Raw genomic sequence first — 25,741 nt, forward strand, 5'->3', positions numbered from 1 at the left:
CGGCGGCCTAGAGGCTGGGGTCAGGCGCCAGGATCGGCATTTGAGGCGGCATCAGTACCGGAACATACTTCCGACCTTCCGCCCAGGCCTCCAGGACGTTCGACCACTCCTGCAACATGTGTCGCCGCTGCACCTCGTACTCGGCCTTGTTGTACACGCCTCGCGATGACCGTCCGTCCTCGTGGGCGAGGCACTTTTCGATCCAGTCGCTGTTGTATCCGAGCTCATTGAGGAGCGTCGATCCGGTGCGACGCAGATCGTGCACCGTGAACGGCTCCAGCGGCAGCCCTTGACCCGTCGCCCGCTCGTAGATCGCCGTCGTCACGCGATTGAACGTGGCCCGCGACATGGGCGCGTCTGCATCGTAGCGCGACGGCAGCAGGTACCGCGAGTTCCCGGCGCAGGTTTTGAGCGCGATGAAGATGTCGAGCGCCTGGGTCGAAAGATAGACGTTATGGGCCTTCGACCGCTTCATCCTCTCTTTCGGGATGGTCCAGACCGCGTTCTCAAAGTCGACCTCATCCCAGGTCGCATCCTGCAGCTCGCTCTTTCGCACCAGGGTCATCAGAAACAGGCGGATGCCGAGCCGGATCGTTGGAAGCGTCGCCACATGCTCGACCTGCGTCAGCACGATGCGGATTTCCGACGGCGACAGCGACCGGTCACGCGGCCTGAACGTGGCGATGGACGACGGGCCAACCTCATCGGCCGGATTTGCGACTTTCTCACCATGCAAGATCGCGAAGCCGAAGATCTGCTTGACGATGTCGCGAACGTGCAGCGCCGTCGCGGGCGCGCCGCGATCGACAATCTTGGCGCACAGGGCTCGGATGTCGGCAGGCGAGATTTCTGTCAAAAGGCGATTGCGCCAGGCCGGCAACAGGTCCCGTTCCCAGATCGAGCGACGCATCGCCTTCGTGCTGTCCGCCATCGGCCCATCTGTCAGCCACTTCTCACCGAACTGGCCGAAGCTCTTCGCCTCCTTGATCCGCCGCTTCTCCCGCTGCTTCTCGATGGCCGGGGAACGGCCCTCGCTCACCGCGCGGCGGGCGTCCAAGCACTTCTCTCGCGCTCGCGCCAAGGAGAGTCCTGCCGGACCGTAGCGGCCGAGCATGACGGTCTCCCGCCGACCATTCAGCCGATAGTCGAAACGAAACGAGATCGCGCCGCCTGGCGACACGTGCACGTACATTCCGTCCCTATCGGTGACCTTGTAGCCCTTTGCTCGAGCCCTGAGATTCTTGAGGGCGACGTCTGTAAGCACGCCAATCTCCGCAAAATACCGTCAGGCCAATTTCGGCCGTCCAGCGCGGATTTTGTGATTTGTTTTCCGCCACTTATGGCCAAACAAATACCGTCACCCCGGCTGAATTCATTGACGGTATCTCTGCGACCGACCCTCGGCAACGCGTAGCCGACCCGTCAGCGATCGCGCCACGCGCTATCGCTGGGCATCAAAAGGAGCCGATAGGTACCGGCATCATTCACTTTTTATTTCAACGCTTTAGCGGAAATCCGCGATAGGCTTCGAAGCGAACCGAATCCATCGGAATCATTCCCACTCGATCGTGCCGGGCGGCTTGGAGGTCACGTCGTAGACCACGCGGTTGACGCCGCGCACCTCGTTGATGATCCGCGTCGCACAGCGGCCGAGAACTTCCCAAGGAAATTCAAAGAAGTCCGCGGTCATCCCATCGGTCGAGGTGACCGCCCGCAGGGCCAGGACGTCCTCGTAGGTGCGCGCATCGCCCATCACCCCTACCGTCTTAACCGGCAGCAAGACGGCGAACGCCTGCCAGATGCTGTCATAGAGCCCGGCCTTGCGGATTTCCTCAAGATAGATGGCGTCGGCCTGTTGCAGCACAGCGACCTTCTCCCGCGTGATCTCGCCCGGAATGCGGATCGCCAGGCCCGGGCCGGGGAATGGATGGCGGCCGACGAACTGCGGCGGCAGGCCCAGTTCGACGCCCAGCGCGCGGACCTCGTCCTTGAAGAGTTCGCGCAGCGGCTCGACCAGCTTGAGCTTCATGTAGTCCGGCAGCCCGCCGACATTGTGGTGGCTTTTGATCACCGCGGACGGGCCGCCCCGCGCCGAGACGCTTTCGATCACATCCGGATAGAGCGTGCCCTGGGCCAGGAAGTTCGCGCCATCAATCTTGGCCGCTTCCTTGTCGAAGACGTCGATGAACAGCTTGCCGATGGTCTTGCGCTTGGTCTCCGGATCCGAAACCCCGGCTAGCTCACCGAGGAAGAGATCACCGGCGTCAACGTGCACCAGCGGAATGTTGTAGTGATCGCGGAACATAGTCACCACCTGGGTGGCCTCGTCCTTGCGCAGCAGCCCGGTGTCGACGAACACGCAGGTCAGCTGGTCCCCGATCGCCTCGTGGATCAGCACCGCGGCGACCGAGGAGTCGACCCCGCCCGACAGGCCGCAGATCACCCTGCCCTCGCCCACCTGGTCGCGGATCTTCTGAACCATCTCCTGGCGGAACGCCGCCATGGTCCAGTCGCCTTTCAGCCCGGCGATCTTGTGGGTGAAGTTGCGCAGCATCAGCGCCCCGCGCGGCGTATGGGCCACCTCCGGGTGGAACTGGATGCCGTAGTAGCGGCGGCCCTCGTCGGCGATCACCGCGAAGGGCGAGCCCTCCGACACCGCTACCGCCTCGAAGCCCATCGGCAGGGCCGTGACCTTGTCGCCGTGGCTCATCCAGACCACCTCGCGATGGCCGACGCCGCCGAAACCATCCAGCAGCGGGCTTTCCTTGACGATCTCGATCTCTGCGCGGCCGAACTCGCGGGTCGTGCCCGGCTCGACCCGGCCGCCCAGCTCGGCGCACATGGTCTGCTCGCCGTAACAGATGCCCAGCACCGGCACGCCGAGCTCGAAGACCTTCTTGGTCACCGCGGGGCTCTCGTCCTCATGGACGCTGGCCGGACCGCCCGACAGGATCACCGCCTTCGGGGAGAAACCGCCGAGCACCTCGTCGATCTTGTCGAAGGGGTGGATCTCGCAATAGACGCCGCTCTCGCGCACCCGGCGCGCGATGAGCTGGGTCACCTGGCTGCCGAAATCGACGATCAGGACTTTCTCGTGGGCGGGCTGGGTCATTGCGGGGTCCATTTGGCGCGCTCAAGCACGGCGACGAAGAAGCCGTCGGTGGCCGAGCTGCGGGGCGAAAGGCGAAGGTAACCCTCCGCCGTGAGGTGGGTGACGAGATGGGGGTTCTGGGTGGCCGGGATCACGCGGAAGTCCGTCCAACGCTCAAGGAAGGCGGCGACGCGATCCTCGTCCTCCTCGGGCAGCACCGAGCAGGTGACATAGACGATCCGCCCGCCCGGCTTCACGAACTGAACGCCGTGGTCGAGCACCGCGTCCTGGTCGGCCGTGCGCTGGGCCAGGGTCGCCGGCTTCAGCCGCCACTTGGTGTCGGGATGACGACGCCAGGCGCCCGTGCCTGTGCAGGGCGCATCGATGAAGACCACGTCGATCTTGCCGTCGAGGCCCTTCAGCGCATTGGGATAGATCGGCGAGCGGACCTGCAGGTTGCGGACGCCCGCCCGTTCGGAGCGTCGGACCGTATCGGCTAGCCGCCGCGCTTCGCTGTCATAGGCGTAGATCTGGCCCTTGTTGGCCATGGCGGCGGCCAAGGCCAGGGTCTTGCCCCCGCCCCCGGCGCAGAGATCGAGCACTTGCGCGCCCTTGATCTCGCCGGCCGCCTCGGCGGCGATCTGCGAGGCGAGATCCTGAACCTCGAACCAGCCCTTGGAGAAGGCTGGGACCGCCTCCAGCGACTGCGTGCGCTGGCTCGGGTCGGGGGCGGGAATACGCAACGCGTTCGGCAGCACGCCGGTCGGCTGGGCGCCCAGCGGTTCGAGCGCTTTGAGCGCCTGCTCGACATCGGTCTTCAGGGTGTTGACCCGCAGGTCCACCGGCGCGCGCTCGGAAAGCATCGCCCCTTCGAGGGCCGCCTCAGGGCCGAAGGCCCGCGCAAGCGACGGCTGCAGCCATTCGGGATAGTCGCCGCGGATCGACGGGGGCGCCTCGGCCATGTCGCGCGGCTGGACCAGGGCGGCGCGCTCGGCCTCGCTCACCGCTCCGGGGCCATGCGGCGCGTCGGCCGCAGCTTCGGCGATCCGCTCCACCGGCCAGTTCCACAGCACATGCAGGGCGCAGAAGACCGCGGCCCGCGGGCTGTCGTCGCCCATGCGCCAGGCGAGCGAACGCCGGCGGCGCAGAACGTCGAGCACCAGGCCCGAGACCCAAGCGCGGTCCTTCGACCCCGCGAACCGGGACGCATCCCCCCACGCCTTCAGCGCCAGCTTCACAGGCCGGTGACGCGTCTCGACGTCGGTAAGGATCTCGATGGCTGCGGAGAGGCGTCCGCCGTCACGCAAGGGCTGTTCTCACAGTCAAAGGAAAATGGCGGCCACGACCGCCAGGGTGCCGCCGAAGCCGACGAACCAGACCAGCGTCCGCAGGTAAGGCACGTCCAGGACATAGGCGATGGGATGCAGGGCCCGCCCGGCGACGTAGAGCACCGAGCCCCACAGCGTCAGGTCGCCCAGCTTGGCCGCCAGGTAGGCGACGATCACCGCCGCGGCATGCAGCGGGAACGTCTCCTTGAAGTTGGCGAAGGCGCGGTCGAGCCGCGCCGCCGCCCCGGCGATCGGTCGCGGTTCGTCCCGCGAGCCGGCCGCCCACTTCAGGCCCTGCTGGCGCCGAGCCGCGGCCGTCGCCCAGAGCATCTGGATAAGGCCGAGGATCACGGCCACGCCCAGCAGCTTCAGTTCGACGGCCATGGTCATCAGACCGGGCTCGTATAGTTCGGAGCCTCGCGGGTCATCATCACGTCGTGGACGTGGCTCTCACGGAGCCCCGCGCCAGTGATGCGGATGAAGCGCGCATTGTTGCGGAAGGTCTCGAGGTCGCCCGCGCCCACATAGCCCATGGCCGCCCGCAGGCCGCCGACCATCTGGTGCAGGATGGCCCCGATCGGGCCCTTGTAAGCGACCTGGCCCTCGATGCCCTCGGGCACCAGCTTCAGCGCTGAGACTTCCTTCTGGAAGTAGCGGTCAGCCGACCCGTTGGCCATCGCGCCCAGCGAGCCCATGCCGCGATAAGCCTTGTAGGAGCGGCCCTGGTACAGGAACACCTCGCCCGGCGCCTCGTCGGTGCCGGCGAAGGCCGAGCCCATCATCGCCACGTGCGCGCCCATGGCCAACGCCTTGGCCAGATCGCCCGAGTACTTGATGCCGCCGTCGGCGATCACCGGAACGTCTGTGCCCTTGGCGGCCCGGACCGCGTCGGCGATGGCCGTCAGCTGCGGCACGCCCACGCCCGCGACGATGCGGGTGGTGCAGATCGAGCCCGGGCCGATGCCCACCTTCACGGCGTCGGCGCCGGCGTCGATCAGGGCCCGCGCGCCTTCATAGGTGGCGACGTTGCCGGCGACGATCTGCACGCGGTTGGTCTCGCGCTTCAGTCGCCCGACCGCCTTGGCGACGTCGGCGTTGTGGCCGTGGGCAGTGTCAATGACCACCACGTCCACGCCGGCGTCCACCAGAGCCATCGAGCGCTCGTAACCGGCGTCGCCGACGGTGGAGGCCGCGCCGACCAGCAGGCGGCCCTGGGCGTCCTTGGCCGCGGACGGATAGGCCTGGGCCTTTTCCATGTCCTTGACCGTGATCAGCCCGACCGCGTGATAGTCGTCATCGACGACGATCAGGCGTTCAATCTTGTGCTTGCGCAGCAGCTCGCGGGCTTCGGCCTGGCTGACGCCCTGGCGGACGACGATCAGGTTGTCCTTGGTCATCAGTTCCTTGGCCGGGATGTCGTCGCGGCCTTCGAAACGCATGTCGCGGTTGGTCAGGATGCCAACCAGCTTGCCGGTGCCCGGCTCGACCACGGGAAAGCCAGAGATCTTGCGGCGCGCCTTGATCTCCCGGACCTCGCGAAGCGTGGTTTCCGGGTTGATGGTCAGCGGATTGATGACCATCCCGCTTTCATAGCGCTTCACCTCGCGGACCTGATCGGCCTGCTCCTCGACGGTGAGGTTCCGGTGCAGCACGCCCAGACCGCCGGCCTGCGCCATGGCGATGGCGAGGCGGCTCTCGGTGACCGTGTCCATGGCGGAGGACACGAGGGGGATATTGAGACTGATTTCGCGAGTGAACTTGGTGGCGGTGTCCACCTGGGTGGGCATCACGTCGGACGCACCCGGTTCCAGCAAAACGTCGTCGAAGGTGAGACCTTCGCGAATGTCCATGTAAGGCTCCATTTTGCGAGCCGCGTATAAGCCCTCTCGGGCGCTCCCGGCAAGGGCCGGATCGAGCGTAATCATGCCGCAGCGTGCTCCTTTTGAGGTTTCGAATGGGTCTGAAGGCCGAAAGTCATGGCGAACATGACCAGGCAGAGGCCTGCTGAAAGGGCCAGGGCCGCCTTTGGCGACTGCGCCAGGGCCAAGGCGTACAGCGCCGGGCCGCCGATCTGAACGATCTGGGCCGGCCGCGACAGCCGGGCCGATCGGTAAGCATAGTTCGCAGGCCCGTACAGGCTGAGCGGCAGCACGCCCTTTGCGACGGTGAGCATCCCGCTTCCGGCCCCGTGGCCAAGGGCCATCAGCGGCGCCCCCCGCGCGCCCAGGGTCAGCAATCCCGTGGCGCCCAGCGGGTGCATGAGGGTCGCAACCCGGGTCGCGATCAGCGGCCGGAAGCGGCGCAGGACCGTGAACTCGGCGAACCGAACCGTCACCGACGCAAGGCCTGTGAGGCCAGCGATCGCCGCGGCCTTCGCCGGCGTCAGGCCAAATTCGCTCAGCAGTCGGGGCAGATGGCTGCTCATGCTGGTCGAGACGAACCAGGAGCAGGCGAACAGCACGGCCATCTGCACCATGCGGCGATCCCAGACGACCGTATCGCCCGCGTTCGCATCCGTTCCGTCCGCCGCCCTGCCCCTGACCTTGGGAACCGCCAGCGCGGCCAGCGGCATCAGGGCCAGGTGGGCCAGCGCCCAGGCGACGCAGGCGCCGCGCCAACCAAAGGCCTGCTCGAAGTGTAGGGTCAAAGGCCAGCCGACCGTCGAGCCCAAGCCGCCCAGCAACGCCACGCCGGTGATCGGCCGCCGCGCCGCCTCCCCATAGAGCGACACCAAGGTCGCAAACGGGGTCCCATACAGGCCGATGGCCATGCCAAGTCCGATGACCAGGATGGCGAGCGTGATCGTCAGCCCCCCCTGCGCGAGGGCGAGAAGGACCAGCCCGACAGCGAAAACGAGGTTGGAGAGCAGCAGCATGCCCTTGCCGCCATGGGCGTCCATCCAGCGGCCATAAGGCGCGGCGACCAGCGGCGTGACCACCATGGCGACCGACATCAGGCTAAAGACGAAGGTCGGCGGCAGCGCCAGATCGGCGGCGATGGGGTCGCCCAGCACGCCCAGCAGGTAGAAGCTGGAGGCGAAGGCGACCAGTTGGCCCAGCCCCAAGACCAGGGTGACGGCGGCTTTGGGTTTGGGCGCTCCCGACATGGCGAGCTTGTGCGCTCATAGGAAATTTGAGGAAAACGATATATTCGACAACGTATGTTCGAAAATCTCACATTCTCCGTCCTGCCGTCGCTCAACGCCCTTCGGGCCTTCGAGGCGATGGCGCGCACCGGCCGCGCGACCCTGGCGGCCGACGAACTGCACGTCACCCACAGCGCGGTGAGCCGGCAGGTGAAGGCGCTGGAGGAAGCATTGGGCGTCCGGCTGTTCACCGGGCCCAAGCACCGGCTGGAGCTGACGCAAGCCGGCCGCGATCTGCTGCCGGCGCTGACCGGGGCCTTCGACCAGATCGCGACGGCGGTGCGGCAGGTGCGGTCCAGCGGTGAAGACCTGCTGATTGCGGTCAACGCCAGCGTTTCGGTCAAGTGGCTGATCCCGCGCCTGGGCGGCTTCACCAGCGCCCACCCACGCGTCAATCTCCAGCTTGCCGAACTGCCGTCGCACGCCATCTCGTATCGCGGCGCGCACGCGGTGGTGCGCATCGTGCCGACCAGTCGGTTGGCCGCGCCCGGGGCGACCCCGCTCATCCAGAGCCATCTGGGCCTGGTCATGTCGCCCGCATTGGCCGACCGGTTTGGCGCCGATCCGCTGAAGGCGCCGAGACTGATGGCCCAGACCCACCCCCAGGGCTGGGCGATCTGGGCGGCGTTGGCGGGCGTCGAGTTGCCGCCAAGTCCGGAGCAGCCGTTCGCGCACCTGCATTTCGCGCTGGACGCCGCCATCGCCGGCCTGGGCGTCGCGGTGATGCCCTGGCCGCTGGTGGCCGACTACGTGCGCACCTGCCGCCTGGTGGCGCCGTTCGGGTTTCGCAGAGCCGAGAGCGCATTTGCACTGCTCGCCGCACCTGGGGTCAGCAGCCGGGCGCTGGACCAGTTCAGGACGTGGCTGATCGCGGAGGGGGCCAAGACCCCCGCCCCGCCTGGCTGAACCTGCTCAGGCGCCTTTGAAGCCCGTCGCGACCAGATAGACCTCGGAGCTGTCGGCTCGGCTGGCCTTGGGCTTGATGTTCCTCACATCATTGAAGTGGCGCTTGAGCTCGGCGATCACCTCGGCGGTCTCTCCGCCCTGGAACGCCTTGGCGACGAATGCGCCGCCGGGCTTCAGGACGCTGATCGCGAAATCGGCGGCGGCCTCGATCAGCCCCATGATCCGCAGGTGATCCGTGCGCTTGTGGCCCACGGTGTTGGGCGCCATGTCAGAGAGCACGACGTCCGGGCGCCCGCCCAGCAACTCGATCAGCATCGGTCCGCAAGCCGGATCGGTGAAGTCCATTTCCAGGATGTGGGCCGGCGGCAGAGGATCGACGGGCAGCAGGTCCACGCCCACGATGTTCGTGACGCCGCGCTCGATGGCCACCTGCGTCCAGCCGCCCGGAGCCAGCCCCAGGTCGATGACCCGCGCGCCCGGCTTCAACAGCTTCAGGCGATCATCGAGTTCGGTCATCTTGTAGGCCGCGCGGCTGCGATAGCCGTGCGCGCGGGCCTTGGCCGAGAACGGGTCGTTGATCTGGCGGTTCAGCCAGGCTTGCTGGGACGGCGTGCGATCCTTGGCCGTCTTCAGGCGCGCGGGCTTGCCACGACCTTCTTCAAGTCCGCCGGACGGCGGTTTAACCATGCGTTTGCGGGGCGGCTCGCTCATTCGGAGGCGTTTACCGCGGATGCCGCGCCCGATCCACGCCCGCGCCGCCGCCGACGGCGACGACGACGTTTTCCGGTTCCCGACATCAGCGACATCAGGATGCCCTCGCGCAGGCCGCGATCAGCGACGCGGACCCGCGTGCAGGGCCACAGCTCCTGCACAGCCTGGAGAATGGCCGCCCCCGCCAGGACCAGGTCGGCGCGGTCGGGGCCGATGCACGGCTGGCCGGCGCGCTCGGCCGGGCTGAGCTCCAGCAGCAGTTGGGCGGCGGCGTCGCACTGCGCACGGCTCATCCAGATGCCGTCGACGACGCTGCGGTCGTAGCGCCGCAGACCCAGGTGCATGCCGGCCAGGCTGGTGATCGCCCCGGAGGTGCCGACAAGATGCGCCGCGCCGGCGTCGAACACCGGCCTCAGGTCGTCAGCGTGGCGGAAGGCGGCGAGTTCATCCTTCACCGCATCGACCATCGCCCGGAACCAGCGCTCGGTCGCGCGTTCGCCCTCCGGAAAGCGCTCGGCCAGGGTGACCACGCCGATCGGGATCGACAGCCACGCCTTGATCGGCAACTGGGAGGCTGAAAACTTACCGAGCTCGGTGTCCAGGCCGCCCGCCGTCAGGTCCACCCAGGAGAGCTCTGTCGACCCGCCGCCGACATCGACCACCAGCGCAGCCTGCGCCTGACGGTCGAGCAGGTTCAGGCAACCGGCCACCGACAGATGCGCCTCTTCCCGCGGGGTGATGATCTGAAGGTTCAGCCCGGTCTCGGCGGCGACGCGCTCCACGAACTCCTGTCCGTTCTCCGCCGCACGACAGGCCTGGGTGGCGATCGCCTTGAGCTTGACCACCTTGCGGCGGCGCACCTTCTCGGCGCTGACCTTGAGCGCGGCCATGGCCCGATCCATGGCTGCGTCAGATAGTCGCCCTGTCTGCGAGAGTCCTTCGCCGAGACGCACGATCCGCGAATAGGCCTCTACGACGCGGAATCCGCGCCCCATCGGCGTGGCGATGAGCAGACGGCAATTGTTCGTACCCAGATCGAGCGCGCCATAGCACGGCGAATCCGCCGAGGGCGCGGCCGGGCCCTTGCGAGACGCGGAATCCGCTATCCGATCAAGTGTCGCGGTCACCGGAACGGCGACCGAAACGCTTGTATTTCAAGGCCTTGGAACACGCTCCACCCGAACGTGCTCAACAGCGCCACCCTCATGGACCGACATCCGTCCCTAGCAGGCGCCTGCGTTGACGCCTCGTTTCACAGGCGACTGTAGCAAGGCGGTTCGCCTCTCGGAAGGCGCGCACTTGCGCCGTGAACGATGAGCAGTACGTTCACCTCCCAGTTAGGCGCCGGGGTCTAGAGTCGGTTTTATGGACGCGCGAATCGAAAAAAGCGGACGAGACTTGGTGGCGCCCCCGACGGTGCTGACCGAGGCGCGTCTGGCCAAGTACGCCATCGGACAGGTCGTTCGGCACCGGCACTATCCATTCCGCGGCGTGATTTTCGACGTCGATCCGACCTTCGCCAACACCGAGCAGTGGTGGCTGTCGATTCCGGAAGAAATCCGCCCGCGCAAGGACCAGCCGTTCTACCATCTGCTGGCCGAGAACGACGAGAACGCCTACGTCGCCTATGTCTCGGAGCAGAATCTGATGCCCGACGACAGCGGCGAGCCGGTCGGCCACCCGCAGGCCGCCCTGATCTTCGAATCCTTCGAAGAGGGGCACTACGTGCTGCGCCCGCGGATCAGCCACTAGGCCGTCGGCAAGGCCATTCCCCCAGGCGCGGCCCGCGCGAAATCTTTATCCGCCGAACTTCGATTTGCCGGCACAGTTCGAACGGAAGTTTCGCGGCGACACGCTCATTCTACCGACATGAGCGCAGACGGTTTCAACACCACCCCGCCACCCGAAGCCCGGGCCGATTGGACGATCGACCAGGATTGGGCGAGCTACACTCAGGCCGAGCATCAGGTCTGGATGACGCTCTATGAGCGCCAGGCGCAGTTGTTGCCCGGCCGCGCCTGCGATGCGTTCCTGCACGGCCTCGATGCACTGGACCTGCATCGCGGCGGCATCCCCGAGTTCGCGCGCATCAACGAGGAACTGCGCAAGCTGACCGGCTGGTCCGTGGTCGCCGTGCCGGGCCTGGTTCCCGACGACGTGTTCTTCGAGCACCTGGCCAACCGCCGCTTCCCGGCCGGCCGCTTCATCCGCCAGCCGCACGAGCTCGACTACCTGCAGGAACCGGACGTCTTCCACGACGTGTTCGGCCACGTGCCGATGCTGACCGACCCCATCTTCGCCGACTACATGCAGGCCTATGGCGAGGGCGGACTGAAGGCGCTCGGCCGCGGTCAGTTGCACAACCTGGCGCGGCTCTACTGGTACACGGTCGAATTCGGCCTCATGGAGACGCCGCAGGGCCTGCGGATCTACGGGGCCGGGATCGTCTCGAGCCGGTCGGAGTCGATCTTCGCGCTCGACGATCCCTCCCCCAACCGGATCGGCTTCGACCTTGAACGGGTCATGCGCACGCCCTACCGCATCGACGACTTCCAGCAGGTCTACTTCGTCATTCCGTCGCTGAAGGCGCTGCGGGAGACGACGCTCGCCGACTTCACCGCCGTCTATGCCCGTCTGGAGAACGAGCCCGACATCGCCATCGACGCCATGGCGCCCGGCGACCGGATATTCACCTGCGGGACCCAGGCCTACGCCGAACGCGGCGGTCGGCAGGCGACCGCCTAGCCGCCGGCCTTCTCCCGATCCAACAGCGTCTGGAAACCCTTCTGGATCTCCAGCCGCTGCTCGGGCGTGAATACGCGATAGCGTTGCGCCTTGGGGCCGGAGGCGGCTCCGATCTCCTGATCGGTGACGTAAATGAAGCGCCCCTGGAACGCGCCCGTCACCGGCAAGCCGCTGGTGATCCGCAGCCCCTCCAGTTGAACGGCGCAGTTCTCCAGCGTGTCGACGTTCGGAGCGATCGGGCGGAAGTCCGGCTTGCCGTTCATGCCTTCGACCATGCGCCAGCAGACCCCAGGGTTGGTCGGCGCCGTCAGCGGCTTTTCGCATCCAGCGAGCAGCATGGGCGTCAGCAGAACCGGAAGAAGCCGTCGCATCGTCAGTAGTCCTTGCGCCAGCGGACGGCGAGCTTGCCGTCCCCCTGGCTGGCCAGCTTCGAGATGATGGAGAGGTTGCGGCCGAGTCGCCACTCCACCTGCGCGGAGGGGCCTTCTCGCCCGCCGCCCGTGATCTCCAGATAGACGTCGTCGGTCAGGTACTTGCCGCCCGAGACAGTGACCCCGGACTCATCGCCGCCCGCAAGCGACAGCCGATCGAGGCCGGCGAAGGTGCGCAGGTTACCCACCACATCGAAGCCGCCGCCTCCCGCCAGCGACGACAAGGCCGAGGCCAGTTGAGCTGCTTCAAGCGGCGACAGCTGGGAGGCCGAGCGGCCGAACAGCACCTGCGACAGCACCTCGTCATTGGGCAGGGTCGGCACCGAGGTCAGGGTGATCTCCGGCTTGGCCGCCGTGCCGCGGATCCGCACCACGGCGGTCAGCGAGGGATCGTCGCGGGTGGCCGAAAGGTCGAGGCGGATCGCCTGCGGCGACGTCGCCAGATAGACCACGCCCCGGTCGTCGAACTCGAATCGCTTGCCGGCGAAATCGTATTCGCCGCGCACGACGCGCGCCGTGCCCGACAAGGTCGGTCGTGCTGTGGTGCCACCGACCTTGGCGTCGAGCGACAGTTCGACATCCAGCCCCTTGCCGCGCAGATAGATCCGCCGCGGAGCCTTGAGCGTGACGTCGAGCGTCATCACCGCCCCGCGGCGCGCCACCGGCTGCAGCGAACCGGAAATGTCCGCCGGCTTGTTGCGCTCGATCACGTCCATGTTCACCACGCCCGAGCCGCCGGTGAGCTTGGCCGCGACGTCGGCGCGGTCGATGGTCAGGTCGCCGGCCAACCGGACCTTGCCGTCCGCTGTTCGGTCGAGAGTCGCCTGTCCGGAGGCCGAAGCGGTCGCTAGGTCGTTGTCGATCAAGCGGAAGTTCTTGAGGTCGAGCTTGAAGGTCGACTCCCCGTCGCGCAGCAGGCTGAGCCGGCCCGACCCGGCCAGCGAGCCGCCATGCCCATCGCCGCCGGTCGCTTGCACAATGTTCACCGCGTTATCGGCCAGGGTCGCGCGCAAGGTCACGTCCGCCAGGACGAGCCCCGTGGCGCCGTCGGAGAACCGGCCGTTGTCGACCTCCGCCTGTCCGACCGCGCGCGGATCGGCCAGCGTGCCGCTGAGCGTCCCTTGCATCTGCACGTGCCCAGCCAGTTCGCGCTCGCCGCCGACCAGCAGGTCCCAGAGCGGCTTGACCTCCCCATCCGCGAAGAACGTGCCACGCATCGGCCGGGTGCGGGCGATCGCGATCCGGAAGGGGCTGGCGCTGGTCTCAGCCGGCAGGACGACCTCGGCGTTCGCCCGCAAACCATGCTCGTTGGTGACGGCGGCGTCGATCTCAAGCGCCTCCCCCGAAAGCTTCGCTTTGAGCACCCCGTCCAGGCCCTGCTCGCGCGGAGAGCCCCTGCCTCGCGCATCATCCAGCTTGGCTTCCAGGGTTCCGTCCAGCCGCCCGCCACGGCCTGATAGTACGAGCGTGCCGTCGGCGCGGCCGTTCAGGTCGGCGTTCACCAGGCCCAGACCCAGTCGCTGGACCTGCGCGCGGATTTCCGCGCCGTCCTTCTCAAGGCTCGCGTCGAGATCGATCCGGCCGCCGTCGGAGGCGGCCAGCCGCAGCCGCGCACTGCGCTCGGCGCCGCCAAAGCGCAGGATCGCCGGCTCCACCGTCTTCATGTTGCGTCGCCCGTAGGCCCCGTCGCCTGCGAAAGTCAGCTCGTAGCCGGGTTCCTGCGCCATCAGGACGCCGGCGCCGTCCAGCCGCCAGCGCTCGCTGGCGGATACCCCTTGGAGGCGGGCCTGATAAGGCAGCCGCGACAGGGGCCCATCGGCCGTGACCGCCCCGTTGCGCACCGCAAAGCGGGAGCCGGGCAGAACCGCGTCGCTGGCGGTCAGGTTCAGGGTCGCGCGCGGTCCGCCGGCCGCATCGACGATCTTCACCGAACCTGCGACCGCCCCGCCATCGAGGAAGGCCCCCTTGATCACCCGCACCTTGAGATCGGCGCTGGAAGGCGTCGCCTTGCGAAGCGAGATTGATCCGCTCGCGGTCAGGCCGCCAGCGTCCAGCGACAGGTCGCTGAGGTCGACGCCGCCGCGCGGAAAGCTGAAGGCCGAACGGGCCGCCGCCGGGCCGTATTCGCTGCCGGCCGCCAGCGCGACGACCCCGCTGGAGCCGCCCGCGCCACGCATGAAACTCAAGGTCAGCTTGGCGTTCTTCAGCGGCAAGCGCGGCAGGTCGATGGCCTCGATGTCGGCAAGCAGGTCCGCCCGGGGCGCCGAGGGCTTGCCCGTGACGGCGCCCGTGCCGCTGGCCTTGCCGCTGATTTCGACCGGACCGGCGCGGAACGGCCCGCTGGCGGACCAGTCGAGCTTGAAGCGCATCGCGCCGGTCTCGTCCAATACCCCCGCCGTGCTGGCCTTGATCGCGGCCCCATCGAGGTTTCCGCTCGCGATCGATATCTTGCGTCCGGCCACTTCCGCGCGGGCCTGTAGGCGCGGCGAGGCGCCCAGCAGGCGGTCGAGTTCGGAGAACCCGGAAGCGAAGCGCGCGCCCTTGGCGTCGAGCGTCAGAGCCCAGGGCTTGCCTGCACCGCCCTGGCTGGCCGACCAGTCCGCAGTAACTGCACCGCTGGCGCCGGACCGCGCCGCCGCTAGGTTCGTGAACGACGCCGCCCCCTTGAAGTTGAGACCGCCGAGAAGACTGCGGCCGCCGCTCGCCTCGACTTTCAACCCGGCTCCGCTTGCTTCGACCTTGCGCAGCATCAGGCGCCCGTCGGCTAGCCGCGCGGCGTCGACGACAGCGGTTGGGCGCGCGCCGAGCAGCGCCGCGGCGAGGCCCGAGCCGCGCCCGCCGGCGCCGGCGATCCGCGCCTCGAGCGCCAGCACCTTGTCCTTGCGCGTGAGTTCGAACGGGCCTGAAACCTGCTCGAGGCCGTAGGCGCCGAGCTGCAGCCGCGCGACGTCCGCGGTTCCGACCAACCGCAGGTCATTCAAAGTCCCGGTCAGCACGCCGTCGACCCGGCCGAGCCCCATGGATGGCCCGCCGGTGACCTTCGAGAGCTCCCGAGCCGAGGCCGTCAGCGCCACCCCCTGCGGCCCGGTACGCCGCTCGCCGAGGTTGGCCTTGCCTTTCGCCGTTAGAGCGACGTTCTCCGAGGTCAGGTCGGCCTCCAGGTCGAAAAGCCCCTGCCCCGCCTTGCGCCCCGTCGCGGCGAACTGCACCTGCGGCCCAAGCCGGGCCACCAGCGGCTGGGTGTGGGTCGAGGCTGCGAGCTCGATGCGGCCCTGCGCAGATCCGCCGTCCGGGCCCCAGACCCCTGTCGCGTCGACCGGTCGGCTGGTCCCGCTCTCAGCGAGCGCCGAGAACCGGCCGGTCGATGCCTCGCCCTTGGCCTTGACGTGCAGCAGGAACGGACGATCAGGCGCGAGGCCGAGGGTTCCGGCCAGGGCGCCGCCCTTGGCCTCCCGCGCGTCGGCCTCAAGGACCAGCGGCCGCCCGCCTCCCAGGTCGAACTTGACGTCGAGACGGTCCCCCGGGTGAAGCACGCTCGCCGCCTTCGCCGTTCCCCGCTGACCGCCATTGCGCCGCATCAGCTCGATCGACGCATCGACGTCGTAGACCCCTCGGGTGCGCGCCAGTTCCGGCATCAGTTCGACCCGCCCGACCGCGCGATCGATGACCACGTCGATCGGCATGCCCGCCGACGGCCGCCTGGGCTCGGTCACCGGCCGGCGATAGACGATCAGGTGCTCGGCGGTGACGTCGGTGGCATGGAAGCGACGCCCGAGGATGTCGCGGAAGGTCCAGGCCAGGCGGAGGTTGCGCCCCTCGAGCCAGACCCCCTTGGGGTCGCGGATGATCACCCGCCGCACGCTGAAGTCACGCCATATGTCGCCGCTCAGCCCTTCGACATAGAGGCGGCCGAAGCGGCCGACTTTGAGCCCGTTGGCCCGCGCCTCGATGATCGAGCGCCCTTGAGGCGACAGGGCCCCATATCGCCCGGCAAGCAGCGCCGCCCCGGCCACCACGACGAGCAGCGCGCAGACCACCAGCGCGACCAGTCCCCACCGCCGGCGGGACTTTTTCCTCGGCGCGGCCGGCGCCTCCTCGATCTCGTTCGGCGTCTCGCTCAAAAGCTCTGCCCGATGCTGAGATAGATCTGGAATGAGGGGTCGCCTTCGCGCTGGTCGAGCGGGACCGCGATATCCGCCCGGATCGGACCGAAGCCGAGGTCGTAGCGAACGCCTACCCCAACGCCGACGCTGAAATCGTCGCCTGTCGGAAATTCACTCGTGCCCACCGCGCCGGCGTCCACGAACGCGACCACGCCCCAGCGTTCGCCGACCTTCTGGCGCAGTTCCAGCGAGGTCTCGAGCAGCGAGATTCCGCCTTCCGGCGTGTTGTCGATGTCGCGGGGCCCGATGGCCTGGTAGGCATAGCCGCGGACGGACCCGCCGCCGCCGGCGTAGAACCGGCGCGACGCCGGCACTTCGGGAATGCTGCCGCCGATCATTGCTCCGGCCTTGAGGCGTCCGGCCAGAACAGTGCGCGCCTTTTCCCCGAACGGGATGTAGGCCGTGCCCTGGCTCTGGACCTTCAGGTAGGCCATGCGCTCGTCGCCGATCAGGTAGGTCGGCTCGGCTCGGACGTCGAGACGCCAGCCCCGCTTGGGATCGAGCGGATCGTCCGAACGGTCCAGGGCCCCGGCCGCAAGCCCCGCCAGGGTGACGAGATTGTCCCCGAGCGACGAGATCAGGATCGTCTGCTTTTCCTCGACCTTGCCGTAGTCGATCGACCCGCCGAGCGTGACGTAGGACGTTTTGCGAAACCGGCGGGTCACGTCGGCGCGGATGCCGATCCCGGTTTCATCATAGGCGTCGGTGCGGTTCGAATAGGCGCCGCCGCCAGCCTTGAACGTCTGTTGCGGCCGGCGCCAGTGAGGCAGCGTCAACTCCGCCCCCAGCCGGCTGTCGATGTTCGAAGCCCGCGCCAGCATCGCCAGGGTGTCTGCTCGGCCGAGCAGGTTGTAGCGCGTCCAGCGGGCGTCTGCGCCAAGGCCCTCGGTGGTCGAGTAGCTGGCTCCAAGTTCCAGCGTCCGCGACTTGCGGTCGGCCAGGCTCAACAGGATCGGGCGGCGGCCATCCGGCTCGGCCTGGTCCTTGGGCGCCAGCGAGACGGTCACGGAGTCATACACCCCCGTGTCGAGCAGGCGTCGCTCAAGCTCGCCGACATCCTCCGGGTCGTAGACGTCGCCCGCGCTCCACGGCGCGAGGCTATCGAGCCAGCCGCGCCGGCTGCGGCCGGTTTCGCCGACAATCTTCAGCCCCCCCAGATGCACGAGTTCGCCCGCCGCGATCTTGTACGTCGGGCGCACGGTCCTGTCGGCGTGGTCGACGATGACCTCGCGCGGCTGGGCCGCGGCGTCCGCATAGCCGCGCTTCTGAACAGCCGCGACGATGCGGCCTTCGGCATTGATCACGTCCACAGCGCGGCCGGGCGCTCCGGTGGCCAGGCCCATCACCACTTCGCCCGATTGCCGAACGCTCTCGACCGGAGCCGGGGCGATCCAGTCGATCTGCGGGTCCGAGAGGGTGAAGCGCGGGCCTGGCGTCACGCGCACGATGGCCGTCGGCGGGTCGCCGTCGCCGACGTCTGGTTCCACTTCGTAGGCGTAGTAGCCTTCGGAGCGCAGCACCGCGATCGCGTCCTCGCCCGCATCGTTCGCCCGGCGGCGCGCTTCGAAGCGATTGGCGATGGGTTTGTCGGTCTCGCCGACGGCGCGATCGATCGCCTCGCGCAGGTCGCGGTCGAGCTGTCCCTCGATGGTCGCGCGCGGGGATTCGGCCCGGGCTGTCCCAGACACGCAAATGGCCGCCGAGGCGGCGACCGCGACGACCAATCGTCCCACGCCAATCCTTTCACAAGCGCCCCATCTATCGGTGTAGCCCGCGTCGCGCTCGCCTGTCACCCACCACCGATCAACGAAGGCGCCGCCGCCGCAGGCGCCCATATGCCCAATTCGCAGGCGCCTGCGCCCAGGGGGCCATGGCGGTCGGATTTCCGGCTTCAATCGCCCTCGCCTTTCCTAAGCTTCCTGGCGAACCGCAGGAAAGGGCTGGCGGGTGGAGTACGGCGTGGCGATCCAAGACCCTGATTGCACAATGGGCCTGCAGGCGGCCCCGTCGCCGGCCACGCCCTACGACGAGATGCTGACCGCCGCAGGGGGCGTGCGCGACCACTATGCGGGCCTGCATCAACGCATCGCGACCCTCGCCCCGGCCGAGATGGCCGAGCGCCAAAGGACGCTGGAACGCTACTTCCTGCTCCAGGGCATCACCTTCACCGTCTATGGCGGCGAGAGCAGCACCGAGCGGATCATTCCGACCGACCTCCTGCCCCGCATCATCCCGGCCGTCGAGTGGGAACGGATCGAGGCCGGCCTGACCCAGCGCCTGCGCGCACTGAACATGTTCCTCGCCGACATCTACGGCGCCCAGCAGATCCTGATGGACGGCGTGGTTCCTCGCGAACTGGTGCTGGGCGCGCCCTCCTACCGCCGCGAGATGCAGAACCTCTATGTCCCGCACGAGGCTTACGCCAACGTGTGCGGCTCTGACCTGATCCGCCAGCCGGACGGCGCCTTCGCCGTGCTCGAGGACAATCTGCGCGTCCCCTCGGGCGTGTCCTACATGCTGGCCAACCGGGAGGCCTCGCGGCGCACCTTTCCCGGATCGTTCCGCCAGGCCGGCGTGCGGGCGATCGACCGTTATCCCGATCTCCTGCTCACGACGTTGAAAAGCATGGCGGCCGACTGGCGGCCGAACCCTCAGATCGTGGTGCTGACTCCGGGCGTCTACAACTCGGCCTATTATGAACACGCCTATCTCGCGCGGTTGATGGGGTGCCCGCTGGTCGAGGGCCGCGACCTCGTGGTGCACGACAACATGGTCTACATGCGCACCACGACCGGCCTCCGACGGATCGACGTGATCTATCGCCGGGTCGATGACGACTTCATCGATCCCCTCACCTTCCGCCGAGACTCGGCGCTGGGTTCTGCCGGCCTCTTCAACGCCTATCGCGCCGGCAACGTAGTGATCTGCAACGCGCCAGGCACCGGCGTCGCCGACGACAAGGCCGTCTACGCCTACGTTCCGGCGATCATCCGCTACTATTTAGGCGAGGACGCCATCTTGCCGAACATCGAGACCTATCTGTGCCGCGAGCCGGCCCAGCTGTCCCACGTGCTGGCCAACCTCGACAAGCTGGTGGTCAAGGCGGTCGGAGCCTCGGGCGGCTACGGCATGCTGGTCGGACCGCACGCCAGCCGCAAGGAGCGCGAGGCGTTCGCCACAGCCATCGCCGCCGATCCCGCCAACTACATCGCCCAGCCGACCATCCAGCTGTCGACCGCCCCCTGCCTCGTCGATGGCGAGATCGAGCCGCGCCACGTCGACCTGCGCCCCTTCATCCTGTCGGGCGACAAGATCGTAGTCACGCCCGGCGCCCTGACCCGGGTCGCCCTGAAGAAGGGATCGCTGGTCGTCAACTCTAGCCAGGGCGGTGGCTCGAAGGACACCTGGGTCCTGGAATCGGCGCCGACAGGAGCCCAGCCATGATGCTCGCCCGCGTGGCCGACAGCCTCTATTGGATCGGCCGCTACGTCGAACGCGCTGAGCATCTGTGCCGGCTCAGCGACGTCATGCTCAACGCCACCCTGGACCGCAACGAGGCCGCAGGCCTTGTTTCGCGCATTGTGCTTTCGGCGGTCGGCGACGCTGAACTGCACAGCGCCGACGATCCCTATCAGCTCGCCCTGGCGCTCGCGCTAGACCGGCATGACGGCGGCTCGATCGTGTCCTCGCTGGCCCGCGCCCGCGAAAACGCGCGCCAGGTCCGGGACCAGATCACCACCGAGACCTGGGAGCGCCTCAACATGCTCCATCTCCGGGTCACGGCAGGCGACGCGCCCCGCGCCTTCGGCGACGGCCCGTCGGCGTTTCTGCACGAGATCATCGCCGACCTGCACCTCTTCAAGGGCGCCTCCGATGCGACGATGAGTCATGGCGAGGGCTGGCGGTTTCTGCTGCTCGGCGTCTACCTCGAACGCGCGCAGCTCATCGGTCGCCTGCTGGAGGCGTGCTTCGGGCTGCGCCGCGCGCCCGAGGACCACATGGCGCTGATGAGCGTGCTGCGGATGAGCTGCGCGCTCGAGCCATACCTGCGCCGCTTCACCGCTGACGTCCAGCCGCGCAAGGTGCTGGAGTTTCTGCTGCTCGACGAGGAGTTCCCTCGCTCGATGCGCTTCTGCACGGCGCGCATCGAAGAATATCTCAGCTCCGCCGCGCGACACGCGGACGCCGGCGGCCACTCGCCGCCGGAGCGGCTGGCCGGGCGCCTGCGCGCGCGCCTGCAGTATGCCGACATGGACGACGGCGCCGGGGGCCTGATCTCAAGCGTGCTGGAGGACTGCGCGGCGCTGCATCAGTCGATCTACGACACCTTCGTCGCCTATTCCCTGGAAACCCGGCTGCCGGCCTAGGACCCAATCGCCCCATGCTTCTCGAAGTCCGGCACGTCACCCAGTACCACTACGCCGAGCCTGTGCGCGAAAGCGTCATGGAGGTCTGGATGCAGCCGCAGAAGACCCCTCGTCAGCGGCTCGTGTCGTTCGACCTCGACGTCGATCCGGCCGCGCAGCTGTTCTCCTACGCCGATCCGTTCGGCAACGCCGTCTATCACTTCGATGTCCCCCAGCCCCATGACCGCCTGCGGATCGTGGCCAACGCCGCCGTCGAGACCCAGGCCCCGCCCACGCCGCCTGACAGCCTCGATCACGGCGAATGGGATCGCTTGCGTAGCGACTTCGTTCGCGGCGAGAACTTCGACTTCCTGACCCTCGGCGGCTTCGCCGCCGAGACCGACGCGCTGCGCAACTATGTCGCCGAGCACCGCCTGGACGACCTGCGGCGGCGCGATCCGCTCAACGCAGTGCGGGCCCTCTCCGAGGCCATCTACACCTCGTTCGATTACGAGCCTGGCGTCACCCATGCCGACAGCCCGATCGACCTGGCCCTGAGCGCCGGCCGCGGCGTCTGCCAAGACTTCGCCCACATCATGATCGCCATCTGCCGCAGCTGGGGCGTGCCGGCCCGCTATGTGTCGGGCTATCTCTTCACCGACCGCCAGGCCGGGGATCGCTCGGATCCGGACGCCACCCATGCTTGGGTCGAGGTCTTCCTGCCGTCGCTGCGCTGGGTCGGGTTCGATCCGACCAACAACGTGATGGCCGGCGAGCGCCACATCGCCGCCGCCGTGGGTCGCGACTACAACGACGTGCCGCCCTCGCGCGGGGTCTATAAGGGCGACGCCGAGAGCCAGCTGGCGGTCGGCGTCTCCGTCAGGCGCGCCCGCGCCGCCCCGACCGAGCCCGAGTTCATCCGCATGGCACAACCGTCGTTCGCGCGAGGTGGACGGCGGCGGCCGGCCGGCGTCCCCGCCTACGACCAGCAACAGCAACAACAGCAGCAGTGAGAGACTCCGGCGGCGCCGGCCCCGGCATCACCTAGGCCCGAAAGACGTAGGCGCGCCCAACCGATAGATTGAGCTGCGCGCCCGGCCGCAAGTCCGCCACCGCCTGACGGGCGAAAGCCGCCTCCAGGCGCAGGCCGCCGGACGTGGTCCCGTCGATCCGCGCCACCGCGCCCTGCGGGGCGATGTGGTTGGCGACGAATCTGAAGGTCGCCTCCCCCGCCGTCGGCGACAGCACCAGCTCATGCGGCCGCACATAGGCCACCGCGGCGCCGTCGGCCAGGCCCGAGGCGACGAACTGGACGTCGCCGCTGCGGAATCGCCCGCCCTTCACCTCGCCCTCGAGGCGGTTGGACTCGCCGACGAAACCGGCGACGAAGGCGCCGCTCGGATCGTCGTGGATCTCCTGCGGGGTTCCGACCTGCTCGATCGCGCCCTGGTTCAGGATCGCGACGCGGTCGGCCAGTTCCAGCGCCTCTTCCTGGTCGTGGGTCACGAAGATCGTCGTGACGCCGGTGGCGTCGTGGATCCGGCGCAGTTCCTTGCGCAGCGACTTGCGGACGGTCGCGTCGAGGGCTCCGAACGGCTCATCGAGCAACAGCACGCTGGGGTTCACCGCCAGGGCGCGCGCCAGGGCGACGCGCTGGCGTTGGCCGCCCGACAGCTGGGCCGGGTAGCGCTTGCCCAGGTCGCCCAGCTCGACCAGCCGCAGCAGCTCGTCGACGCGCCGGGCGATCTCGGCCTCGCCCGGCTTGGCCGCGCCCTTGCGCACGTCCAGACCGAAGGCGACGTTCTTGGCGACCGTCATGTGGCGGAACAGCGCGTACTGCTGGAACACGAAGCCGACCTGCCGCGCCGCGGCGCCGGCATAGGTCATGTCCCGATCCCCGTAGAGCACCTGACCGCTGCTGGGGAACTCCAGCCCGGCGATGACGCGCAGCAGGGTGGTCTTGCCCGAACCAGATGGCCCCAGCAGCGCCAGCAGCTCACCGTCGGCGATCTCGAGGCTGACGCTGTTGAGCGCTGGATACCGCCCAAAATTCTTCTCCACCGAACGGATGGAAATGGTCATCTGCAGCGTCTCGCGATCAATGACGGCCCGGCCGCGACGGCGGCTGGGCGATTTCAAGCAGGGTCTTCAGCACCAGGGTTAGGACCGCCAGGAAGCAAAGCAACGCCGCGACGGCGAACGCGCCGACGAAATCGTACTCGTTGTAGAGGATCTCCACATGCAGCGGCATGGTGTTGGTCAGGCCGCGGATATGGCCCGAGACCACCGACACGGCACCGAACTCGCCCATGGCGCGGGCGTTGCAGAGCAGGACGCCGTAGAGCAACCCCCAGCGGATGTTCGGCGCCGTCACGCTCCAGAACGTGCGCAGACCCGACGCCCCCATCGAAACAGCGGCCTCCTCCTCGTCCACCCCCTGCTCCTGCATCAGCGGGATCAGTTCACGGGCGACGAATGGAAACGTCACGAAGATAGTGGCCAGCACGATGCCAGGGACGGCGAAGATGATCTTGATGTCGTGGTCGATCAGCCAAGGCCCGAACCAGCCCTGGGCGCCGAACACCAGCACGTAGATCAGGCCGGCGACCACCGGCGACACCGAGAACGGCAGGTCGATCAGGGTGATCAGGAAAGGCTTGCCCGGAAACTCGAACTTGGCGATGGCCCACGACGCGCAAACCCCGAACATGATGTTGAAGGGCACGGTGATCGCGGCGGTGATCAAGGTCAGCTTGATCGCTGCACGGGCATCCTCGGTCCCGATCGCCTCCAGAGCGGCCGGCAGCCCCTTGCGCAGGGCCTCGAAGAACACCGACACCATCGGCAGGATCAGCACCGAAGCCAGGAAGGCTGCGACTATCGCCAGAACCAGGGCCTTCGCCCACGGCGGGTCTTCGGTTGGGTGACGCAGCCGGCTCATGCGGCGAGCCTCCGCGCCCAGGCCTGGATGGCGTTGATGACGAACAGCATGAGGAACGAGACCGACAACATCACCACGGCGATCGTCGCGGCCCCGGCATAGTCATACTGCTCGAGCTCGATGATGATCAGCAGCGGTGCGATCTCTGATTTGTAGGGCATGTTGCCGGCGATGAAGATCACCGAGCCGTACTCGCCGACCGCTCGCGCGAACGCCAGGGCGAAACCGGTCAGCCATGCTGGCGCCAACGCCGGCAGGATCACCCGGGCGATGGTGTCAAAGCGCGTGGCGCCGAGGCTGGCGGCGGCCTCCTCAACGTCCGCAGCCAGGTCGCGCATCACCGGCTCCAGCGTGCGCACGACGAACGGCAGGCCAATGAACGTCAGGGCCACGATGACGCCCAGCGGCGTATAGGCGACCTTAATCCCGGCCGGGGCCAGCGGGCCGCCGATCCAGCCATTGGGCGCGTAGAGGGTGGCGAGCGCGATGCCGGCGACCGCCGTCGGCAAGGCGAACGGCAGGTCGATGATCCCGTTGACCAGACTTTTGAAGGGAAACTGATAGCGGACCAGGGCCCAGGCGGTCAGCAGCCCGAAGACGCCGTTGATCAGAGCCGCGATCAAGGCCGCGCCGAACGACAGCCGATAAGCGGTCAACGCACGTTCGTTGAAGGCGGCCTGCAGAAACTCCGAGGCCGATTGCTCCGACGCCTTCAGCGCCACCGCCGACAGTGGAATGAGCACAATCAGCGACAGGAGCGCGAGCGTGAGACCCATGGTCAGCGTAAAGCCAGGGATCGCCGAGCGTCGCCGGATCCACGGCCTTCGTGACGCGACAGGTTCGGCCGGCGAGGTCGCAGTCATTGTTACAGCCCCGGTTCAGACGCTTAAACGCCGAGACGCCGAGTTCGCTGCGTCCGGTCAGGGCGGCCTGGCTAATTCCCATTGCCCCCATCGACAATATAGTTTTTCTTACACCCGGAAATGAAAGGCTAAGCCATTGTGCGTTATCCCTGCCCGGTGAACGCAGGGGACGGCGGCTTTGACCTGGCTCAGCCTTGAAGACCTTTTGACCCTGGCCCGGCGCCAGACCGTCGAAATGCTCATCTTTGGCGTGACGTTCGCGCTGATCGGACTGTTTCTGCGTCGGTTGCCCGGCAGGGCGAAGCTGTCTGAGACACGAATCAACGCGGTCATCTACGTCATCGACCTGCTGTTCGTGGCGCCGCTCATCCTGGCCGCCATCATCGCCCTAGATCCGATCCTGTCGCAGGCGCCTCTCGCCTTCATCTGGAGCGCGGCCGGGCACGGAGGCGCGGCCTTGGCCGTCCTGGTGATCGGCGATCTGATCGGCTACTGGCGCCATCGACTGCAGCACAGCCCGGCCCTGTGGCCGGCGCACGCCATTCACCACAGCGACCGCGAACTCTCGTGGTTCAGCCTGAACCGCATGCATCCGGTCGACCGCTTCGGCACGGCGCTAGACACCGTACTTCTGGCCGCGCTCGGCTTTCCGGCATGGGCCCTGGGCCTCAACGGCCTGGCCCGGCACTACTACGGCTATCTGATCCACGCCGACGTGCCATGGACCTTCGGCAAGCTGGACCTGATCCTCAATTCCCCCGCCATGCACAGATGGCATCACTCACGCGATGTTCACGGCAAGAACTTCGCGACCCTCTTCTCGGTGTGGGACCGGCTATTCGGCACCTACTTCGCCCCCGGGCCTTGCGAGGGCGCTTTGGGCGTGGACGCCGATATGGGTAAAGGCGCAATCGGCCAGTACCTCTATCCGCTTCATGCTTGGGCTGGGAGCCTGCGTCGCCTGGCCGTCGGCGCCAGGACTAGGTTCTGAACCCATAAATCTTGCTGGCGATCGGCGACGCTGATTCAAGGCTTCCGGAAGGGAGCTTTGAATGGCGCGTTACGATCTGA

21 protein-coding genes are annotated in these 25,741 nt (G+C 67.8%); 7 read left to right on the forward strand and 14 right to left on the reverse strand.

Annotation, left to right across the window (positions count from 1 at the left end):
- Nucleotides 1–7: 7 nt before the first annotated feature.
- From OUA97_RS07085 to OUA97_RS07110, 6 genes are all read right to left on the reverse strand, one after another.
- Nucleotides 8–1,264 (reverse strand): tyrosine-type recombinase/integrase, encoded by a 1,257-nt coding sequence (locus OUA97_RS07085; RefSeq protein ID WP_267231124.1) that lies wholly within the window; start codon nucleotides 1,262–1,264, stop codon nucleotides 8–10.
- Nucleotides 1,265–1,552: 288 nt separating this feature from the next.
- Nucleotides 1,553–3,112 carry a glutamine-hydrolyzing GMP synthase gene (guaA, locus tag OUA97_RS07090; protein ID WP_267231125.1) on the reverse strand — a complete coding sequence of 520 codons (1,560 nt, stop codon included), beginning with the start codon at nucleotides 3,110–3,112 and terminating at the stop codon, nucleotides 1,553–1,555.
- Nucleotides 3,109–4,398 carry an RsmB/NOP family class I SAM-dependent RNA methyltransferase gene (locus OUA97_RS07095; protein ID WP_267231126.1) on the reverse strand — a complete coding sequence of 430 codons (1,290 nt, stop codon included), beginning with the start codon at nucleotides 4,396–4,398 and terminating at the stop codon, nucleotides 3,109–3,111. The genes guaA and OUA97_RS07095 overlap by 4 nt, the downstream gene beginning before the upstream one ends.
- A 15-nt stretch (nucleotides 4,399–4,413) precedes the next feature.
- On the reverse strand, nucleotides 4,414–4,809 hold the full coding sequence (locus OUA97_RS07100; RefSeq protein ID WP_267231127.1) for an MAPEG family protein: 396 nt from the start codon (nucleotides 4,807–4,809) through the stop codon (nucleotides 4,414–4,416).
- Nucleotides 4,809–6,269 (reverse strand): IMP dehydrogenase, encoded by a 1,461-nt coding sequence (gene guaB, locus OUA97_RS07105; RefSeq protein ID WP_267231128.1) that lies wholly within the window; start codon nucleotides 6,267–6,269, stop codon nucleotides 4,809–4,811. Before guaB ends, OUA97_RS07100 begins: the two co-directional genes overlap by 1 nt.
- A 71-nt stretch (nucleotides 6,270–6,340) precedes the next feature.
- Nucleotides 6,341–7,525 (reverse strand): MFS transporter, encoded by a 1,185-nt coding sequence (locus OUA97_RS07110; RefSeq protein WP_267231129.1) that lies wholly within the window; start codon nucleotides 7,523–7,525, stop codon nucleotides 6,341–6,343.
- A 54-nt stretch (nucleotides 7,526–7,579) separates the two neighbouring features.
- Between OUA97_RS07110 and OUA97_RS07115 the strand changes: the two genes are divergently transcribed.
- Complete coding sequence (locus OUA97_RS07115) at nucleotides 7,580–8,470, forward strand: LysR family transcriptional regulator (RefSeq protein WP_267231130.1); 891 nt, start codon at nucleotides 7,580–7,582, stop codon at nucleotides 8,468–8,470.
- A 6-nt stretch (nucleotides 8,471–8,476) separates the two neighbouring features.
- On the opposite strand, the gene OUA97_RS07120 is transcribed toward OUA97_RS07115, so the two are convergent.
- Together OUA97_RS07120 and OUA97_RS07125 are read right to left on the reverse strand one after the other, a co-directional pair.
- Nucleotides 8,477–9,181, reverse strand: coding sequence for an RlmE family RNA methyltransferase (locus OUA97_RS07120; RefSeq protein WP_267231131.1), 705 nt, complete (start codon nucleotides 9,179–9,181; stop codon nucleotides 8,477–8,479).
- Complete coding sequence (locus tag OUA97_RS07125) at nucleotides 9,178–10,287, reverse strand: Ppx/GppA phosphatase family protein (RefSeq protein WP_267231143.1); 1,110 nt, start codon at nucleotides 10,285–10,287, stop codon at nucleotides 9,178–9,180. The genes OUA97_RS07120 and OUA97_RS07125 overlap by 4 nt, the downstream gene beginning before the upstream one ends.
- A 313-nt stretch (nucleotides 10,288–10,600) precedes the next feature.
- Here OUA97_RS07125 and hspQ point away from each other — a divergent pair, with 313 nt between their 5' ends.
- Both hspQ and phhA read left to right on the forward strand, forming a co-directional pair.
- On the forward strand, nucleotides 10,601–10,933 hold the full coding sequence (gene hspQ, locus OUA97_RS07130) for a heat shock protein HspQ (protein WP_267231144.1): 333 nt from the start codon (nucleotides 10,601–10,603) through the stop codon (nucleotides 10,931–10,933).
- A 117-nt stretch (nucleotides 10,934–11,050) separates the two neighbouring features.
- On the forward strand, nucleotides 11,051–11,926 hold the full coding sequence (gene phhA, locus OUA97_RS07135) for a phenylalanine 4-monooxygenase (protein ID WP_267231132.1): 876 nt from the start codon (nucleotides 11,051–11,053) through the stop codon (nucleotides 11,924–11,926).
- On the opposite strand, the gene OUA97_RS07140 is transcribed toward phhA, so the two are convergent.
- Genes OUA97_RS07140 through OUA97_RS07150 form a run of 3 tightly spaced genes read right to left on the reverse strand, consistent with a single transcriptional unit; the run spans nucleotide 11,923 to nucleotide 18,208 of the window.
- Nucleotides 11,923–12,297: a hypothetical protein gene (locus tag OUA97_RS07140; protein WP_267231133.1), complete on the reverse strand. Its 375-nt coding sequence runs from the start codon at nucleotides 12,295–12,297 to the stop codon at nucleotides 11,923–11,925. The two genes, phhA and OUA97_RS07140, sit on opposite strands and share 4 nt — an antisense overlap.
- A 2-nt stretch (nucleotides 12,298–12,299) precedes the next feature.
- Nucleotides 12,300–16,478 carry a translocation/assembly module TamB domain-containing protein gene (locus OUA97_RS07145; RefSeq protein WP_267231134.1) on the reverse strand — a complete coding sequence of 1,393 codons (4,179 nt, stop codon included), beginning with the start codon at nucleotides 16,476–16,478 and terminating at the stop codon, nucleotides 12,300–12,302.
- Complete coding sequence (locus OUA97_RS07150) at nucleotides 16,475–18,208, reverse strand: autotransporter assembly complex protein TamA (protein WP_267231135.1); 1,734 nt, start codon at nucleotides 18,206–18,208, stop codon at nucleotides 16,475–16,477. The genes OUA97_RS07145 and OUA97_RS07150 overlap by 4 nt, the downstream gene beginning before the upstream one ends.
- Before the next feature lie 298 nt (nucleotides 18,209–18,506).
- Between OUA97_RS07150 and OUA97_RS07155 the strand changes: the two genes are divergently transcribed.
- Genes OUA97_RS07155 through OUA97_RS07165 form a run of 3 tightly spaced genes read left to right on the forward strand, consistent with a single transcriptional unit; the run spans nucleotide 18,507 to nucleotide 21,879 of the window.
- Complete coding sequence (locus OUA97_RS07155) at nucleotides 18,507–19,964, forward strand: circularly permuted type 2 ATP-grasp protein (RefSeq protein ID WP_267231145.1); 1,458 nt, start codon at nucleotides 18,507–18,509, stop codon at nucleotides 19,962–19,964.
- Entirely contained in the window at nucleotides 19,961–20,887 is a 927-nt protein-coding gene (locus OUA97_RS07160) for an alpha-E domain-containing protein (protein WP_267231136.1), read from the forward strand. Before OUA97_RS07155 ends, OUA97_RS07160 begins: the two co-directional genes overlap by 4 nt.
- Before the next feature lie 14 nt (nucleotides 20,888–20,901).
- Nucleotides 20,902–21,879, forward strand: coding sequence for a transglutaminase family protein (locus tag OUA97_RS07165; RefSeq protein WP_267231137.1), 978 nt, complete (start codon nucleotides 20,902–20,904; stop codon nucleotides 21,877–21,879).
- 31 nt (nucleotides 21,880–21,910) lie between these two features.
- On the opposite strand, the gene OUA97_RS07170 is transcribed toward OUA97_RS07165, so the two are convergent.
- Genes OUA97_RS07170 through cysT form a run of 3 tightly spaced genes read right to left on the reverse strand, consistent with a single transcriptional unit; the run spans nucleotide 21,911 to nucleotide 24,670 of the window.
- The gene (locus OUA97_RS07170; RefSeq protein ID WP_267231138.1) at nucleotides 21,911–22,948 is read right to left on the reverse strand and encodes a sulfate/molybdate ABC transporter ATP-binding protein; all 1,038 of its coding nucleotides are present in this window, start codon (nucleotides 22,946–22,948) and stop codon (nucleotides 21,911–21,913) included.
- 16 nt (nucleotides 22,949–22,964) lie between these two features.
- Nucleotides 22,965–23,807, reverse strand: a complete 843-nt coding sequence (gene cysW, locus OUA97_RS07175; RefSeq protein ID WP_416362415.1) for a sulfate ABC transporter permease subunit CysW — start codon at nucleotides 23,805–23,807, stop codon at nucleotides 22,965–22,967.
- Nucleotides 23,804–24,670: a sulfate ABC transporter permease subunit CysT gene (gene cysT / locus OUA97_RS07180; protein ID WP_267231139.1), complete on the reverse strand. Its 867-nt coding sequence runs from the start codon at nucleotides 24,668–24,670 to the stop codon at nucleotides 23,804–23,806. Before cysT ends, cysW begins: the two co-directional genes overlap by 4 nt.
- 178 nt (nucleotides 24,671–24,848) lie before the next feature.
- On the opposite strand from cysT, the gene OUA97_RS07185 reads away from it, so the two are divergent.
- Nucleotides 24,849–25,661 carry a sterol desaturase family protein gene (locus OUA97_RS07185; RefSeq protein ID WP_267231140.1) on the forward strand — a complete coding sequence of 271 codons (813 nt, stop codon included), beginning with the start codon at nucleotides 24,849–24,851 and terminating at the stop codon, nucleotides 25,659–25,661.
- Nucleotides 25,662–25,741 lie beyond the last annotated feature (80 nt).

This window comes from Phenylobacterium sp. 58.2.17 (genome assembly GCF_026411515.1).
GTDB lineage: Bacteria > Pseudomonadota > Alphaproteobacteria > Caulobacterales > Caulobacteraceae > Phenylobacterium.